Below are 13,757 nucleotides of genomic sequence, written 5' to 3'. Positions count from 1 at the left end.
GTCCAGGCCCTGCCCGTATGGGACGACCCGCAGAACGCGGACCCCGCCTTCACCCGCTCCCGCGTGCGGCACGAAGCGCTGCCGGTCCTGGAGAAAGCGCTCGGCAAGGGCGTCGTCGAGGCGCTGGCCCGTACCGCGCAGCTCTCCCGCGACGACGCGGACGCGCTGGACGGCTGGGCCGCCGACGCCGAGGCGTCCGTGCGGACCGAGAGCGGCGACCTCGACACCGCCCGGCTCTACCGCCTCCCGGCCGCCGTGCGCCGCCGGGTGCTGCGCCGCGCGGCCATCTCGGCGGGCTCCCCGGCCGGTTCGCTCTTCGCCCGGCACATCGAGGAAGTCGACCGGCTGATCACCGGATGGCGGGGTCAGGGGGCCATCAACCTCCCCGGCCGCGTCATGGTCCGCAGGCAGGGTGGCAGACTGGTCATCCGGCAGGGCTGATTCGCGTGCGCGCGAACGGGCCTCGGCAAGCCGGACGAGCCTGAATCGAGCGAGAGTGGCGCGGGTGGACGACAAGGACATGGGCACCGACCTCAAGTCGGTGCTCATCACCAAGGAAGAGATCGACGCGAAGCTGGCGGAGCTGGCCGCGAAGATCGACGCGGAGTACGCGGGCAAGGATCTGCTGATCGTCGGCGTGCTCAAGGGCGCCGTCATGGTCATGGCGGACCTCGCGCGTACGCTGTCCTCCCCGGTCACGATGGACTGGATGGCGGTGTCCTCGTACGGCGCGGGCACCCAGTCCTCCGGCGTCGTACGGATCCTCAAGGACCTCGACACCGACATCAAGGGCAAGCACGTTCTGATCGTCGAGGACATCATCGACTCCGGTCTGACGCTGTCCTGGCTGCTGTCGAACCTCGGCTCGCGCGAGCCGGCGTCGCTGAACGTCGTCACTCTGCTGCGCAAGCCGGAGGCGGCCAAGGTCGCCATCGACGTGAAGTGGGTGGGCTTCGACATCCCCAACGAGTTCGTGGTCGGATACGGCCTCGACTTCGACGAGAAGTACCGCAACCTGCCGTTCGTCGGCACGCTCGCGCCGCACGTATACGGCGGCTGAGCACGCCCGGCCGGACCGTTCCGGCGCGCGGGGAACGCATTGCGGCATCCCGCCGTTGGAGCATGGGAAGGCGGGTTTGTTGACTGGCTGAGGCGGCGTCGGGTGACAATGCTGGGGTACCGTCCGAAGGTCAGTCATTTCCAAAGGTCGAGCTTTTTCTAAGGTCGAGCTATCACCGCACGCACTGGCGCCCCCGCGTAGGGGCTGCCGTGCCTCACTGTGGCAGGAGGGACGGGGCGCTCGCGCCCCGTATGGATGGACGTGAAGCGCTACTTCCGTGGGCCGGTCATGTGGATCGTGCTGGCCGTCCTCGCCGTGGTCGTGTTGATGCAGGTCGTCGGCTCGTCCGGCGGCTACAAGTCGGTGGACACCAGTCAGGTCGTGCAGGCGATCGACAAGGACCAGGTGAAATCGGCCGAGCTGACCACCGGTGACGAGAACAAGATCAAGGTCCAGCTCAAGGACGGCCAGAAGGTCAAGGGCAGCGACAAGATCCAGGCGAACTACATCGGCGACCAGGGCGTCGACCTCGCCAAGACGCTGCAGTCCAAGTCCGAGGCGAACAGCATCTCGGACGGCTACAACATCTCGACATCGAAGCAGAACCCGTTCATCGGCGTACTGCTCTCGCTGCTTCCCTTCGTCCTCATCGTCGTCGTGTTCCTGTTCCTGATGAATCAGATGCAGGGCGGCGGCTCCCGAGTCATGAACTTCGGGAAGTCGAAGGCGAAGCTGATCACCAAGGACACCCCCAAGACGACGTTCTCGGACGTCGCCGGGTCGGACGAGGCGGTCGAGGAACTCCACGAGATCAAGGAGTTCCTCCAGGAGCCGGCGAAGTTCCAGGCCGTCGGCGCCAAGATCCCCAAGGGCGTCCTGCTGTACGGACCGCCCGGTACGGGCAAGACGCTGCTCGCGCGCGCCGTCGCGGGCGAGGCGGGCGTGCCGTTCTACTCGATCTCCGGCTCCGACTTCGTCGAGATGTTCGTCGGCGTCGGCGCCTCGCGCGTCCGCGACCTGTTCGAGCAGGCCAAGGCGAACGCCCCGGCGATCGTCTTCGTCGACGAGATCGACGCCGTCGGCCGGCACCGCGGCGCGGGCCTCGGCGGCGGCCACGACGAGCGCGAGCAGACGCTGAACCAGCTGCTCGTGGAGATGGACGGCTTCGACGTGAAGGGCGGCGTCATCCTGATCGCCGCCACGAACCGGCCGGACATCCTCGACCCGGCGCTGCTGCGCCCCGGCCGCTTCGACCGGCAGATCGCGGTCGACCGCCCGGACATGCAGGGCCGTATGGAGATCCTCAAGGTCCACCAGAAGGGCAAGCCCGTCGCCCCGGACGTCGACCTGTCGGCCGTCGCCCGGCGCACGCCCGGCTTCACCGGCGCCGATCTCTCCAACGTGCTGAACGAGGCCGCGCTGCTGACGGCCCGCAGCGACAAGAAGCTGATCGACAACAGCTCGCTGGACGAGGCGATCGACCGCGTCGTGGCCGGACCGCAGAAGCGGACCCGGATCATGTCGGACAAGGAAAAGAAGATCACCGCGTACCACGAGGGCGGTCACGCCCTGGTCGCGGCGGCTTCGCCCAACTCCGACCCCGTGCACAAGATCACGATCTTGTCGCGCGGGCGGGCGCTCGGCTACACCATGGTGCTGCCGGAGGAGGACAAGTACTCCACCACGCGCAACGAGATGCTCGACCAGCTGGCGTACATGCTGGGCGGGCGCGCCGCGGAGGAGCTCGTCTTCCACGACCCGACCACGGGCGCCGCGAACGACATCGAGAAGGCCACGGCCACCGCCCGCGCGATGGTCACGCAGTACGGCATGACCGAGCGGCTCGGCGCGATCAAGTTCGGCTCCGACAACTCCGAGCCCTTCCTGGGCCGTGAGATGGGTCACCAGCGCGACTACTCCGAAGAGGTCGCCGCGCTGGTCGACGAGGAAGTCAAGAAGCTCATCGAGACCGCGCACAACGAGGCGTGGGAGATCCTGGTCGAGAACCGCGACGTCCTCGACAACCTGGTTCTGACGCTCCTGGAGAAGGAGACGCTGAACAAGGAGGAGCTCGCCGAGGTCTTCAAGCACATCGTGAAGCGCCCGAACCGTCCCGCCTGGACCGGTTCGTCGCGCCGCACGCCGTCGACCCGCCCGCCGGTCCTCTCCCCGAAGGAGCTGGCCCCGTCCAACGGCGCCCAGCCGGTGGAGAGCGTGGACCTCCCCACCGAGGACACCCGCCCGGACAGCTGACCCGGAAGCCCCACGGGGCCCGGAATGGATGCCGCGTCACCAGGGTTTTAGCCTGGGGGCGCGGCATCCCGCTTGTGTGCCCTGAGCTGACGGACAAGGAACGAGGCAGCACTATGACCGACCCGGTGACGTTGGATGGCGAGCGCTCCGTCGGCGAATTCGACGAGAAGCGGGCGGAGAACGCCGTCCGGGAACTGCTCATCGCGGTCGGCGAGGACCCGGACCGGGAGGGGCTGCGGGAGACGCCGGCTCGGGTGGCGCGTTCGTACAAGGAGATCCTGGCCGGGCTGAGGCAGGAGCCGGAGGACGTGCTGACCACGACCTTCGACCTGGGGCACGACGAGATGGTCCTGGTGAAGGACATCGAGATCGTGAGCCTGTGCGAGCACCACCTCCTGCCCTTCCACGGTGTGGCCCACGTCGGGTACATCCCCGCGGTCAGCGGCAAGATCACGGGGCTCTCGAAACTGGCGCGGCTCGTGGACGTCTACGCCCGCCGGCCCCAGGTGCAGGAGCGCCTGACCACTCAGATCGCCGACTCCCTCACGCGCATCCTCGAAGCGCGCGGTGCGATCGTCGTCATCGAGGCCGAGCACATGTGCATGTCGGTGCGCGGCATCCGCAAGCCCGGCGCGAAGACGACGACATCAGCGGTCCGCGGCCAGCTGCGCGACGCCACGACGCGCGCCGAGGCGATGAGCCTGATACTCGCGCGGTAGCGGGGCCGTCAGTGCCAGCGGGTGGGTCTCGGAGCTTCGCGCGCGGCGGGCGGCAGCGCCGAGTGGACGCCCGCGTGCAAACCGAGTCGCGTACGCGCGGTCCTGCGGACCGGCTACTGATCGGGACGTCGTGTGCGGACGGCACGGTGGGCCGTAAGGCGCACGCCGAGCACTAAACGCGCATCGCATCTGTACATCGCGGACAGCTGGCCCCGGAGGAGGCCGTTCCGTTGGGAGCGGTATCCGGTCGATCTTGTCGAGTCGGGGCAGGTGCGCGTGGACGAGGTCCGGCCGGTGGCGGCTGCGGGGGCCAAGCCGTACACGCTGTACATGTACGAGCTCGACCCGTATCCCTCGTTCCTGGTGAACGGGCACCCGACCCGCGCGCCGCTCAGACGCTGAGGCGGCTGCCCAGCCACTGGAGGACGCCGGATATCTCACGGCGCCAGGTGTTGAAGTTGTGACCGCCCGTGTCCAGGATGATCTTTGAGATGTGGGCCGGGGACGACTTGACGCCGTCGATGAACTTGAGGGTGTCCTTGTAGTTGTGCTCGCCCTGCTTGCTGCTGGTGACCAGCAGGTTGACCTCCGGCGTCGGCTTGTGCTTGAGACGCCACAGCAGGTTGTTCTCCTTCTCCAGCTGCTTGTTGCCGCCGAAGAGGCTGCCCGTGGTCGCGTCGATCGGGGCCTTGTAGTACGCCGAGAGGGCGCCGGCGGTCGAGTACGCCTCCGGGTGGCGCATGGTCAGCTTGAGGGCGCAGTAGCCACCGGTCGAGTCGCCGATCATGCCCCAGCTCTTGGCGCTTTTGCCGATGCGGTACTGCTCGGCCAGGGCCTTGCGGAGGTCCTTGGTGAAGAAGGTCTCCGTCTGCGGACCGTGGGGTATGTCCATGCACTCCGTGTCCCGCGGCGGGGCGACCGTCGGGCGCATCATGATCAGGATCGTCGGCTGCATCTTGCCCTCCTTGGAGAGCTTGTGCGCGGTCTGCGGGTAGTGCAGGCCCTTGATCAGCGCTTCGGCTGTGCCGGGGTAGCCGGTCAGAACGACGGATGCGGGAAAGTTGCGCTTGGCGTACTGCGGCTGGAAGTACTCGGGCGGCAGGTACACGAACGCCGGGCTGGCGATCTTCGACTCCTGGCCCTGGATGTTGACCTTCTCTATCCGGCCGGCCACGCGCGGTACGGAGCCGCGCGGCACGTTCACCTGCTGGGTGCCGACGACCTGCACCTCCTTGCCGGCGGCCTTGCTGACGTCTACGACCACGCCCTGCGCCTGCTCCTGGCCGAAGAGGTCGGCCCAGGAGGCGTAGAAGCCGAAGGAGTAGTTGGCGAAGAGTCCCAACGCGGCGATCATCGTGATCTGGGTGGCCAGCAGCATGCCGACACGCGCGAAGATGGAGGGCACGCTCCGCTTCGACAGACGCGGCCACAGCCATATCGTCAGGGCGAAGAGCACTACTGCCGCTATCACGGCCAGCAGCAGAACTTTCTTGCTGGTGAGACCCATCGAGGTGCTTTCTGCCGAGCGCACCGGTCGCCCGGATGCGGAATGGTTACTTCTCTTCCAGGACTGGCCCACCGCTGGAACCCAGACCCCGAAACCGACGTCCTACTGAGCGCAAAATGTCCGGGCGCTGCGGCCGTACGGGCGCAGGTCCTCTCGACAGGGCGACGGGAAGAGATGTCTGTCAGGGTAGATGGCAAAAAGTCCAGTGAGGTTCCGTCGGAGCCACAGCGGCTCTCGGGACTGAAGAGGCTGGTGAGAGGTCCGAGCCCGGAGCGCGTACCGACGGTCGTCGGGACGATAGCCGCCCTCATCGGACTGCTGGACGTCGCCGCGGGGGTGTTCCCGCGCTTCCGGCACAGTCGGATGCACGCGCTCGCGGAGGTGCTGCCGGGCGCGGTGAACCAGCTCGCCGCCGCCGCGTCCATCGTCGTCGGCGTCGTCCTGCTGATGCTGGCGCACGGCCTCAAGCGCTCGAAACGGCGGGTGTGGATCGCCGCCGTCGTGCTGCTCCCCATCGGCGCCGCGGCGCAGATGATCTACCGCCACTCGGTGAGCGGCGCCGTCCTGTCCCTGCTGCTCTTCGCCTACCTCGTACGCCACCGCGGCTCCTTCGAGGCCCTGCCGGACCCCCGCAGCCGCTGGAAGGCGCTCGCCAACTTCGTCATCGTCGGCGGCGTCAGCGTCGTACTCGGCTTCGTGATCGTCGGCTCGCACCCCCACCAGGTCGTCGGCGACCCCTCGCTGACCGCCCAGCTGGAGCACGTGCTCTGGGGGCTCTGCGGCTTCGAGGGGCCGGTCCAGTACCACGGCGGCGTCGACTACACCGTGGGCTACTCGCTGGGCGCGCTCGGCCTGCTCACCGCGGCCACCACCGCCTACCTGGCCTTCCGGCCGGAGCGCCCCACCGCCCACCTCACCGAGGAGGACGAGGACCGGCTGCGCGAGCTGCTCGCCAAGCACGGAGCCCGCGACTCCCTCGGCCATTTCGCGCTGCGCCGCGACAAGAGCGTGGTCTTCTCGCCCAGCGGCAAGGCCGCCGTCTCCTACCGCGTGGTCTCCGGCGTGATGCTCGCCAGCGGCGACCCGATCGGCGACGTCGAGGCCTGGCCCGGTGCCATCGAGCAGTTCATGGAGCAGGCCAGGCGCCACTCCTGGACCCCCGCGGTCGCCGGGTGCAGCGAGACCGGCGGCGAGGTCTGGACCCGCGAGACCGGCCTGGACGCCCTGGAGATGGGCGACGAGGCGATCGTCGATGTGGCGGATTTCACCCTGACCGGCCGCTCCATGCGCAACGTCCGCCAGATGGTCAAGCGCATCGAGCGCAACGGCTACATCACCAAGGTGCGCCGGGTCGGCGATCTGGACGCCGACGAGCTGGCGACCGTACAGCGCGCGGCCGAGGCCTGGCGCGACACGGAGACCGAGCGCGGCTTCTCCATGGCGCTGGGCCGGATCGGCGACCCGAAGGACCTCGACGCGATCATCGCCACCGCCCACAAGGCGCCGGAGGACGGCGAGGAGGCCGGTCCGCACGGGGACCTCAAGGCCATGCAGCACTTCGTGCCATGGGGCCCGGACGGTATGTCCCTGGAGCTGATGCGCCGCGACCGGAGCGCCGACCCCGGCATGAACGAGCTGCTCATCGTCGCCTTCCTCCAGGCCGCGCCCGAGCTGAAGATCAAGCGGGTGTCGCTGAACTTCGCGTTCTTCCGCGCCGCCCTGGAGCGCGGCGGCAAGCTGGGCGCCGGCCCGGTGGCGCGGGTGCAGCGCGGGGTGCTGGTGTTCCTCTCGCGCTGGTTCCAGATCGAGTCGCTGTACAAGTTCAACGAGAAGTTCCGGCCGCGCTGGGAGCCGCGCTTCGTGGTCTTCCCGAACAACCGGGACCTGCCGCGCATCGGCTTCGCGATGATGCAGGCGGAGGGGTTCGTGACGCTGGCGCTGCCGCGGCCGTGGCGGCGGGGCGGCGCGGGGGCGGCCAAGGAGAAGCCCTGCGCGCACGAGCTGGAGGCCGTCGCGGCCCCCGCGGAGGCCCGCCGCGCGGCGTGAGCTCCTGCCGTCCGGCCTAGGCTGGAGTCATGAGTACGTTGCGAGGGCGAGTCGGTCCGGTCGGTCTGCCGCGGTGGGACCGCTGTGCGGTGATGGGCGTGGTGAACGTGACGCCCGACTCGTTCTCGGACGGCGGTCGCTGGTTCGACACGGACGCGGCGGTCAAGCGCGGCCTCGACCTGGCCGCGGAGGGCGCGGACCTGGTCGACGTGGGCGGCGAGTCCACCCGGCCGGGCGCCTCGCGCGTACCGGAGGACGAGGAGCTGCGCCGGGTCGTCCCGGTGGTGCGCGGGCTGGCGGCCGAGGGCGTGGTGGTGTCCGTGGACACCATGCGGGCCTCGGTCGCGGAGGCCGCGGTCGCCGCGGGGGCGGTGCTCGTCAACGATGTGAGCGGCGGTCTCGCGGACCCGGCGATGGTGCCGGTGGTGGCCACGGCGGGGGTGCCGTTCGTGGTGATGCACTGGCGCGGCTTCAGCAAGGACATGAACAGCCGGGCCGTGTACGGGGACGTGGTCGGCGAGGTGCTCGCGGAGCTGCGCGAGCGGATGGACGCGGTGGTCGCGGGCGGCGTCGAGCCGGACCGGCTGGTCGTCGACCCGGGGCTGGGCTTCGCCAAGGCCGCCGACCACGATCTGCGGCTGGTGGCGGGGCTGTCCCGGCTCTGTGCGGAGCTGGGCCGCCCGATGCTGGTGGCCGCCTCCCGTAAGCGGTTCCTGGGGCGCGTACTGGCCGGGGGCGAGGGCAGCCCGCCGCCGGCGCGGGAGCGGGACGCGGCGACGGCCGCGGTCACGGCGCTCGCGGCGCGTGAGGGCGCCTGGGCGGTGCGGGTGCACGAGGTGCGGGCGAGCGCGGACGCGGTGCGGGTGGCGCGCGCGATCGAGGGCGCCGGGGCCCGCGGCGCCGAGGGGGCCGTGTGACTTCCGCGCCGACGGACAGCGAGCTGGTCGAGCTGGCGAACACCGCGCTGTACGAGGCGATGGAGCGCGGCGACCAGACGGCCATGGAAGGGCTGTGGCTGGACGACGAGTACTTCGACGTGGTGTGCGTGCATCCGGGGTGGCCGGTGCTGCGGGGGCGGGGCGAGGTGCTCCGCTCGTACGCGCTGATCATGGCGAGCACCGAGTACATCCAGTTCTTCCTCACGGACGTCGATGTGCAGGTGGCCGGCGACATGGCGCTGGTGACGTGCACGGAGAACATCCTCAGCGGCGGTCCGGCGGAGGAGGACGGCGCGCTGGGGCCGCTGGTGGGCCAGTTGGTCGTGGCGACGAACGTCTTCAGACGCTCCGCCGACGGCTGGAAGGTCTGGTCGCACCACGGCTCGCCGGTGCTGGCGGGCAGCGCGGACGACGGGGATGCCGAGGGCACTGATAGCGCCGACGGCTCCGGTCCCGAGGGGCCCGCCCAGCCGTCCTCTTGAGGTGTTCACCCTGTCCGGTTGCTGTGTTCGCCCTGTCCGGCCTGGTGGGAGCCGGTGTGACCGGTCAGCGCGGCGAGTCAGTGTGAGAGTGCTGTGGCCACTCGTTCGAGGTGCTTGGCGGCGGGGTAGGGGTGGGATCCGGGGTACTGGGGTAAGCGCGGCGGGAGCCTTGTAGGTCAGGCACTAGCACCGTGGGGGCCGCCTGTCCATAGCACCCGCGGGCGGGTGCTGTCAGTGCTCGCAGGTAGATTCGAACGGTGGGAGCGGGCCGGCGACAGCCGGTCCGCCGCCCGCATACCGACGACCAGCAGGAGTGATTCGTGTGGATCGTGTCGCGCTGCGCGGCTTGAAGGCCCGCGGGCACCATGGGGTGTTCCCCCGTGAGCGCGAGGAGGGCCAGACCTTCATCGTCGACCTGGTGCTGAGTCTGGACACCCGCCCCGCCGCGGCCGACGACGACCTGACGAAGACCGTGCATTACGGCGTGGTGGCCGAGGAGGTCGTGGCGGTCGTCGAGGGCGACCCGGTGGACCTCATCGAGACGCTCGCCGAGCGCATCGCCCAGCAGTGCCTCAAGCACGACGTGGTGCGGGAGGTGGAGGTAGTCGTCCACAAGCCGGACGCCCCGATCACCGTGCCGTTCGACGACGTGACGATCACGATCTCCCGGAGCCGAGTATGAGCAAGAGCGATCCGACGGTGCAGCCAGTGCCCACCTCCGTGGTGGAGCGGGTGGACGCCGCTGATGTGACGTTGAGCAATCCCAAATGGGCCGTGGTCTCCCTGGGGAGCAATCTGGGCAACCGCCTGGAGACGCTTCAGGGCGCCGTGGACGCGCTGGGGGACACGCCGGGCCTGCGGGTCAAGGCCGTCTCCCCGGTGTACGAGACCGAGCCGTGGGGCGTCGAGCCGGGGACGCAGTCCTCGTATTACAACGCGGTCGTGCTGATCAAGACGACGCTGCCGCCGTCGTCGCTGCTGGAGCGCGGGCACGCCATTGAAGAGGCCTTCGAGCGGGTGCGCGACGAGCGGTGGGGGCCGCGGACGATCGATGTGGACATCGTGTCGTATCAGGAGGTCGTCTCGGACGACCCGTTGCTGACGCTGCCGCACCCGCGCGCGCACGAGCGGGCCTTCGTGCTCGTGCCGTGGTACGACGTGGACCCGGAGGCAGTTGTTCCGGGCCGTGGCGCGGTGGCGGAGCTGCTGGCCGAGGTCGGCCGCGCCGGCGTCGAGCCCCGGGTGGACCTGGAACTCAGGCTGCCGGAGTAGGCGTTGGCCGGTTGTGGGGCGTACGGGGCCATGGGCGGCGGTTGCCGGCGCTCCGGGGGCTCCGCGCGCTGACGTACGTACGCAAGAGGACATGAGGGGTCGACCGCTCGGTGAAGCAACTACGGGTGAGTGTGCTGGTCGGGCTGTTCGCCGCGGCCGGAGTGCTGTCGTGGGCCGGCGCCCGGTTGTGGGACTCGGTCGGGACGCTGCCGAAGGTTCCGGTGGCGGCGCCGATCGTGCTCGCGGTGATCGCCGTGGTGCTGGCGGCGACGGCCCTGTCGCTCCGCGCGCGGCTGCGCGCCCAGCGCGAACGGCGCCCCGGCGCCAAGGGCGTCGACCCGCTGGTGGCCGCCCGCGCGGTCGTCTTCGGCCAGGCCAGCGCGCTGGTCGCGGCCCTGGTCGCGGGGATGTACGGCGGCACGGGCGTTTTCCTGTGGATGGACGGGCTGGATGTGACGGCCCGCCGCGACCAGGCGATCTACGCCGGGGTCTCGGTGGTCGCGGGGATCTGCGTGGTGGCGGCGGCGTTCTTCATGGAGCGGGTGTGCAAGCTGCCGGACGACGATGACGAGGACGAGGGGGGCGGGGCGGCTCGGGCGTAGGGGCCGCGCGGGCAGCCGCGCGAGGACGCCCGCACGGCGCAGCCCGTACGTCCGTGAAACCCGCCTGTACGGGCGGCTGGAGGTCCGTACAGGCGCCTCCGGCCCCGCGCCCGTACCGCCTACGCCTACGCCTCCGAGACCGTCTCCAGCTCCACGTCCTCGCGTGCCCGCCCCTTGGCGTCCGCGTCGATGGAGCGCCGCAGCGCCTCGTGGAGGCGGGCCGGGGTGAGGACGCCCAGGAAGTGGTCGGCGCCCTCCCCGTCGAGGACGGCGATCCAGCCCGCGTCGTGCTGGAGCATCGTGCTGAACGCCTGCTTCAGGGACGCGCCCACGGGCAGCCACGCCGCCATGCGGCGGGAGTGGTCGCGGACCGAGCCGCTGCCGGTGAGGGCGTCCGCCGAGACCCAGCCGTGCAGGTGGTCCGCGTCGTCCAGGACGACCGCCCAGCGGGCCTCCGGGTCGGCGGCCGTGAGCCGGGCCGCGGCGTCCGGCAGCGGGTCGTTCAGGTGCACCACCGGCGGCTGGACGAGGTCGCCGGGCTCGATCGGCGTGACGGACAGCCGCTTCAGGCCGCGGTCCGCGCCGACGAAGTCGGCCACGTACGGCGTCGCGGGCGCGCCCAGCACCGTCGTCGGCGGGTCGAACTGCTCGATGCGCCCCTGCCCGTACACCGCGATGCGGTCGCCGAGCCGCACCGCCTCCTCGATGTCGTGGGTGACGAACAACACGGTCTTGCGCACCTGGGACTGGAGGCGCAGGAACTCGTTCTGGAGGTGCTCGCGGACGACCGGGTCGACCGCGCCGAAGGGCTCGTCCATCAGCAGTACGGGCGGGTCGGCGGCGAGCGCGCGGGCCACGCCGACGCGCTGCCGCTGGCCGCCGGAGAGCTGGTCCGGATAGCGGTCGCCGAATACGGACGGATCGAGTCCGACGAGTTCCAGCAGTTCGGCGGCGCGGGCGCGCGCCTTCTTGCGCTGCCAGCCCAGCAGATGCGGAACGGTCGCGGTGTTGTCGAGGACCGTCTTGTGGGGGAAGAGGCCGACCTGCTGGATGACATATCCGATACGGCGGCGCAATTCGACGGGGTCGACCGTCGAAATGTCGCTGCCGTCCAGATAGATGTGTCCGCTGGTCGGCTCGATGAGGCGGTTGACCATTTTCATGGTGGTGGTCTTGCCGCAGCCGGACGGCCCGACGAGCGTGACCAGCTCGCCCTCCGCGACCTCGAAGGACAGATCGTCCACGGCGGTCGTGCCGTCGGCATAGCGCTTGGTGACGTGCTCGAATCGGATCATGGCTCCCCATTGTGTCCGTACTCCTGACGGACATTGTTGCGGCTGTGTGGCGGCCGGAGGCGAATGTCAGTGCTCGGGGATAGGGTCGCCAGGAATCGACGGCCGAGGGCCAGAGGGGGTGAGAGCGCATGGCCGACCAGAACTGCCTTATCGCCAATGAGTGGATCTGCGGCGAATATGTACGGACGCGGTGGGCGGAGCTGACGGACGCGACGCTCCAGCACATCGGCATCACGCTCGGATCGGTGGCCATCGGGCTGCTCGTCGCATTTCCGCTGGCGCTGCTGGCGCGCAGATGGCGGGCGGTGTCGGGGCCGGTGCTCGGGCTGACGACGATTCTGTACACGGTCCCGTCATTGGCGATGTTCTCGCTGCTGCTGCCCGTTTTCGGGGTGTCCGTGGCCGTCGTGGTGACGGGCCTCGTGCTGTATTCCCTGACGATTCTCGTGCGCAACATATTGGCGGGGCTGGCGTCGGTGCCGGAAGAGGCGCGGGAAGCGGCGCGCGGCATGGGATACGGACCGCTGCGGCTGCTCTTCGAGGTGGAACTGCCGCTCGCGCTGCCCGCGGTGATGGCGGGTCTGCGGATCACCACGGTATCCACCGTCTCGCTGACCACGGTCGGCGCCATCATCGGATACGGCGGCCTCGGAAATCTCATTTATGAAGGCATGCGCAGCTTCTTCAAGGCGCAGGTGCTCACCGCGTCCGTGCTGTGCGTGGCGCTCGCCGTCGTCGCCGATCTCGCGCTGCTGGGAGTGCAGCGGCTGCTGACCCCCTGGACGCGCAAGCGGCGGAAGGTGAAGACCTGATGGGCGTCATCGGGGACGCGTGGACCTGGCTCGCCACGGGGGCGCACTGGAGCGGCGCGGACGGCGTATGGCACCGGCTCGGCCAGCATCTCTTCCTGACCGCGGCCTGCCTGGTGATCTCGTGCGCCATCGCGCTCCCCATCGCCCTGGTGCTCGGGCACCTGGGCCGGGGCGGGGCCGTCGCGGTGAACATCTCGAACGCGGGGCGCGCGGTGCCGACCTTCGCCGTGCTGGTCCTGCTGCTGCTCAGCCCGCTGGGCACGCACGGCTCCTGGCCGACGATCATCGCGCTGGTGCTGTTCGCGATCCCGCCGCTGCTGACCAACGCGTACGTGGGCATGCGCGAGGTGGACCGCGATGTGGTCGAGGCGGCGCGCGGCATGGGCATGTCGGGGCGTCAGCTCGTCGGGCGGGTGGAGCTGCCGCTCGCCTTTCCGCTGATCATGACGGGCGTACGGACCGCGGCCGTGCAGGTCGTGGCCACGGCGACGCTCGCCGCGCTGCCCGGCGGCGGCGGGCTGGGCCGGATCATCACGGCCGGCTTCCGGCTGACCGACACCCCGCAGGTGGTGGCCGGCGCGGTGCTGGTGGCGGGGCTGGCGCTGCTGGTGGAGGGCGCGTTCGTGGTGCTGACGCGGGTCCTGGACCCGATGCGGCGGCGCGCCGGCCGCCGCGCCGGCCCGGCCGAGCGGCCCCCGGCGGACCAGGCGCCCACGGCCCCCAAGAGCCTCGAACTCACCTGAGCCGCGCTGCGCGCGGCTTCCCACAGAC

The 13,757-nt window shown here is 70.2% G+C and carries 15 protein-coding genes; 13 read left to right on the top strand and 2 right to left on the bottom strand.

All coding sequences use genetic code 11. The annotated features are described in order from the left end of the window. The 5 genes from ACFU99_RS13565 to ACFU99_RS13545 all read left to right on the top strand — a co-directional run. The coding region (locus ACFU99_RS13565) for a TilS substrate-binding domain-containing protein (RefSeq protein ID WP_384390351.1) at positions 1-441 on the top strand (441 nt) is incomplete at its 5' end. Between the two features lie 79 nt (positions 442-520). Continuing rightward, positions 521-1,060 (top strand): hypoxanthine phosphoribosyltransferase, encoded by a 540-nt coding sequence (gene hpt / locus ACFU99_RS13560; protein ID WP_030880520.1) that lies wholly within the window; start codon positions 521-523, stop codon positions 1,058-1,060. A 255-nt stretch (positions 1,061-1,315) separates the two neighbouring features. Continuing rightward, on the top strand, positions 1,316-3,313 hold the full coding sequence (gene ftsH / locus ACFU99_RS13555; protein ID WP_384390348.1) for an ATP-dependent zinc metalloprotease FtsH: 1,998 nt from the start codon (positions 1,316-1,318) through the stop codon (positions 3,311-3,313). Positions 3,314-3,426: 113 nt separating this feature from the next. After that, positions 3,427-4,032 (top strand): GTP cyclohydrolase I FolE, encoded by a 606-nt coding sequence (gene folE / locus ACFU99_RS13550; protein WP_362162549.1) that lies wholly within the window; start codon positions 3,427-3,429, stop codon positions 4,030-4,032. 276 nt (positions 4,033-4,308) lie between these two features. Next, the gene (locus tag ACFU99_RS13545; RefSeq protein ID WP_384390344.1) at positions 4,309-4,434 is read left to right on the top strand and encodes a hypothetical protein; all 126 of its coding nucleotides are present in this window, start codon (positions 4,309-4,311) and stop codon (positions 4,432-4,434) included. On the opposite strand, the gene ACFU99_RS13540 is transcribed toward ACFU99_RS13545, so the two are convergent. Further along, positions 4,424-5,539: an alpha/beta hydrolase gene (locus ACFU99_RS13540; RefSeq protein WP_384390342.1), complete on the bottom strand. Its 1,116-nt coding sequence runs from the start codon at positions 5,537-5,539 to the stop codon at positions 4,424-4,426. The genes ACFU99_RS13545 and ACFU99_RS13540 overlap by 11 nt on opposite strands. 174 nt (positions 5,540-5,713) lie before the next feature. On the opposite strand from ACFU99_RS13540, the gene ACFU99_RS13535 reads away from it, so the two are divergent. The 6 genes from ACFU99_RS13535 (at position 5,714) to ACFU99_RS13510 (ending at position 10,879) form a co-directional block, all read left to right on the top strand. Beyond that, complete coding sequence (locus ACFU99_RS13535; RefSeq protein ID WP_384390339.1) at positions 5,714-7,585, top strand: phosphatidylglycerol lysyltransferase domain-containing protein; 1,872 nt, start codon at positions 5,714-5,716, stop codon at positions 7,583-7,585. A gap of 29 nt (positions 7,586-7,614) precedes the next feature. Continuing rightward, entirely contained in the window at positions 7,615-8,502 is an 888-nt protein-coding gene (gene folP, locus ACFU99_RS13530) for a dihydropteroate synthase (RefSeq protein WP_384390336.1), read from the top strand. After that, positions 8,499-9,005 carry a nuclear transport factor 2 family protein gene (locus ACFU99_RS13525; RefSeq protein ID WP_384390333.1) on the top strand — a complete coding sequence of 169 codons (507 nt, stop codon included), beginning with the start codon at positions 8,499-8,501 and terminating at the stop codon, positions 9,003-9,005. The genes folP and ACFU99_RS13525 overlap by 4 nt, the downstream gene beginning before the upstream one ends. 322 nt (positions 9,006-9,327) lie before the next feature. After that, entirely contained in the window at positions 9,328-9,687 is a 360-nt protein-coding gene (gene folB / locus ACFU99_RS13520; RefSeq protein ID WP_030880511.1) for a dihydroneopterin aldolase, read from the top strand. Next, the gene (folK, locus tag ACFU99_RS13515) at positions 9,684-10,277 is read left to right on the top strand and encodes a 2-amino-4-hydroxy-6-hydroxymethyldihydropteridine diphosphokinase (RefSeq protein ID WP_384390330.1); all 594 of its coding nucleotides are present in this window, start codon (positions 9,684-9,686) and stop codon (positions 10,275-10,277) included. The genes folB and folK overlap by 4 nt, the downstream gene beginning before the upstream one ends. 110 nt (positions 10,278-10,387) lie before the next feature. Then, complete coding sequence (locus ACFU99_RS13510) at positions 10,388-10,879, top strand: DUF3180 domain-containing protein (RefSeq protein ID WP_384390326.1); 492 nt, start codon at positions 10,388-10,390, stop codon at positions 10,877-10,879. Positions 10,880-11,004: 125 nt separating this feature from the next. On the opposite strand, the gene ACFU99_RS13505 is transcribed toward ACFU99_RS13510, so the two are convergent. Then, the gene (locus ACFU99_RS13505) at positions 11,005-12,174 is read right to left on the bottom strand and encodes a betaine/proline/choline family ABC transporter ATP-binding protein (RefSeq protein WP_384390324.1); all 1,170 of its coding nucleotides are present in this window, start codon (positions 12,172-12,174) and stop codon (positions 11,005-11,007) included. Positions 12,175-12,302: 128 nt separating this feature from the next. Between ACFU99_RS13505 and ACFU99_RS13500 the strand changes: the two genes are divergently transcribed. Beyond that, a complete protein-coding gene (locus tag ACFU99_RS13500; protein WP_384390321.1) occupies positions 12,303-12,986 on the top strand; it encodes an ABC transporter permease in 684 nt (227 codons plus the stop codon). Next, positions 12,986-13,729 (top strand): ABC transporter permease, encoded by a 744-nt coding sequence (locus ACFU99_RS13495; protein ID WP_384390319.1) that lies wholly within the window; start codon positions 12,986-12,988, stop codon positions 13,727-13,729. Before ACFU99_RS13500 ends, ACFU99_RS13495 begins: the two co-directional genes overlap by 1 nt. The last annotated feature ends 28 nt before the right edge of the window (positions 13,730-13,757 follow it).

This window comes from Streptomyces sp. NPDC057654 (assembly GCF_042800135.1).
Taxonomy (GTDB): Bacteria; Actinomycetota; Actinomycetes; order Streptomycetales; family Streptomycetaceae; genus Streptomyces.
Note: the sequence above shows the minus strand (reverse complement) of the source record. Positions and strands in the feature narration are given on the sequence as shown.

Bases quoted from the DNA above. Each gene is read 5' to 3' on its own strand.
- hpt (WP_030880520.1), top strand. From the start codon at position 521: ATGGGCACCGACCTCAAGTCGGTGCTCATCACCAAGGAAGAGATCGAC.
- ftsH (WP_384390348.1), top strand. From the start codon at position 1,316: ATGGACGTGAAGCGCTACTTCCGTGGGCCGGTCATGTGGATCGTGCTG.
- folE (WP_362162549.1), top strand. From the start codon at position 3,427: ATGACCGACCCGGTGACGTTGGATGGCGAGCGCTCCGTCGGCGAATTC.
- ACFU99_RS13540 (WP_384390342.1), bottom strand. From the start codon at position 5,539: ATGGGTCTCACCAGCAAGAAAGTTCTGCTGCTGGCCGTGATAGCGGCA.
- ACFU99_RS13535 (WP_384390339.1), top strand. From the start codon at position 5,714: ATGTCTGTCAGGGTAGATGGCAAAAAGTCCAGTGAGGTTCCGTCGGAG.
- folP (WP_384390336.1), top strand. From the start codon at position 7,615: ATGAGTACGTTGCGAGGGCGAGTCGGTCCGGTCGGTCTGCCGCGGTGG.
- folK (WP_384390330.1), top strand. From the start codon at position 9,684: ATGAGCAAGAGCGATCCGACGGTGCAGCCAGTGCCCACCTCCGTGGTG.
- ACFU99_RS13505 (WP_384390324.1), bottom strand. From the start codon at position 12,174: ATGATCCGATTCGAGCACGTCACCAAGCGCTATGCCGACGGCACGACC.
- ACFU99_RS13500 (WP_384390321.1), top strand. From the start codon at position 12,303: ATGGCCGACCAGAACTGCCTTATCGCCAATGAGTGGATCTGCGGCGAA.
- ACFU99_RS13495 (WP_384390319.1), top strand. From the start codon at position 12,986: ATGGGCGTCATCGGGGACGCGTGGACCTGGCTCGCCACGGGGGCGCAC.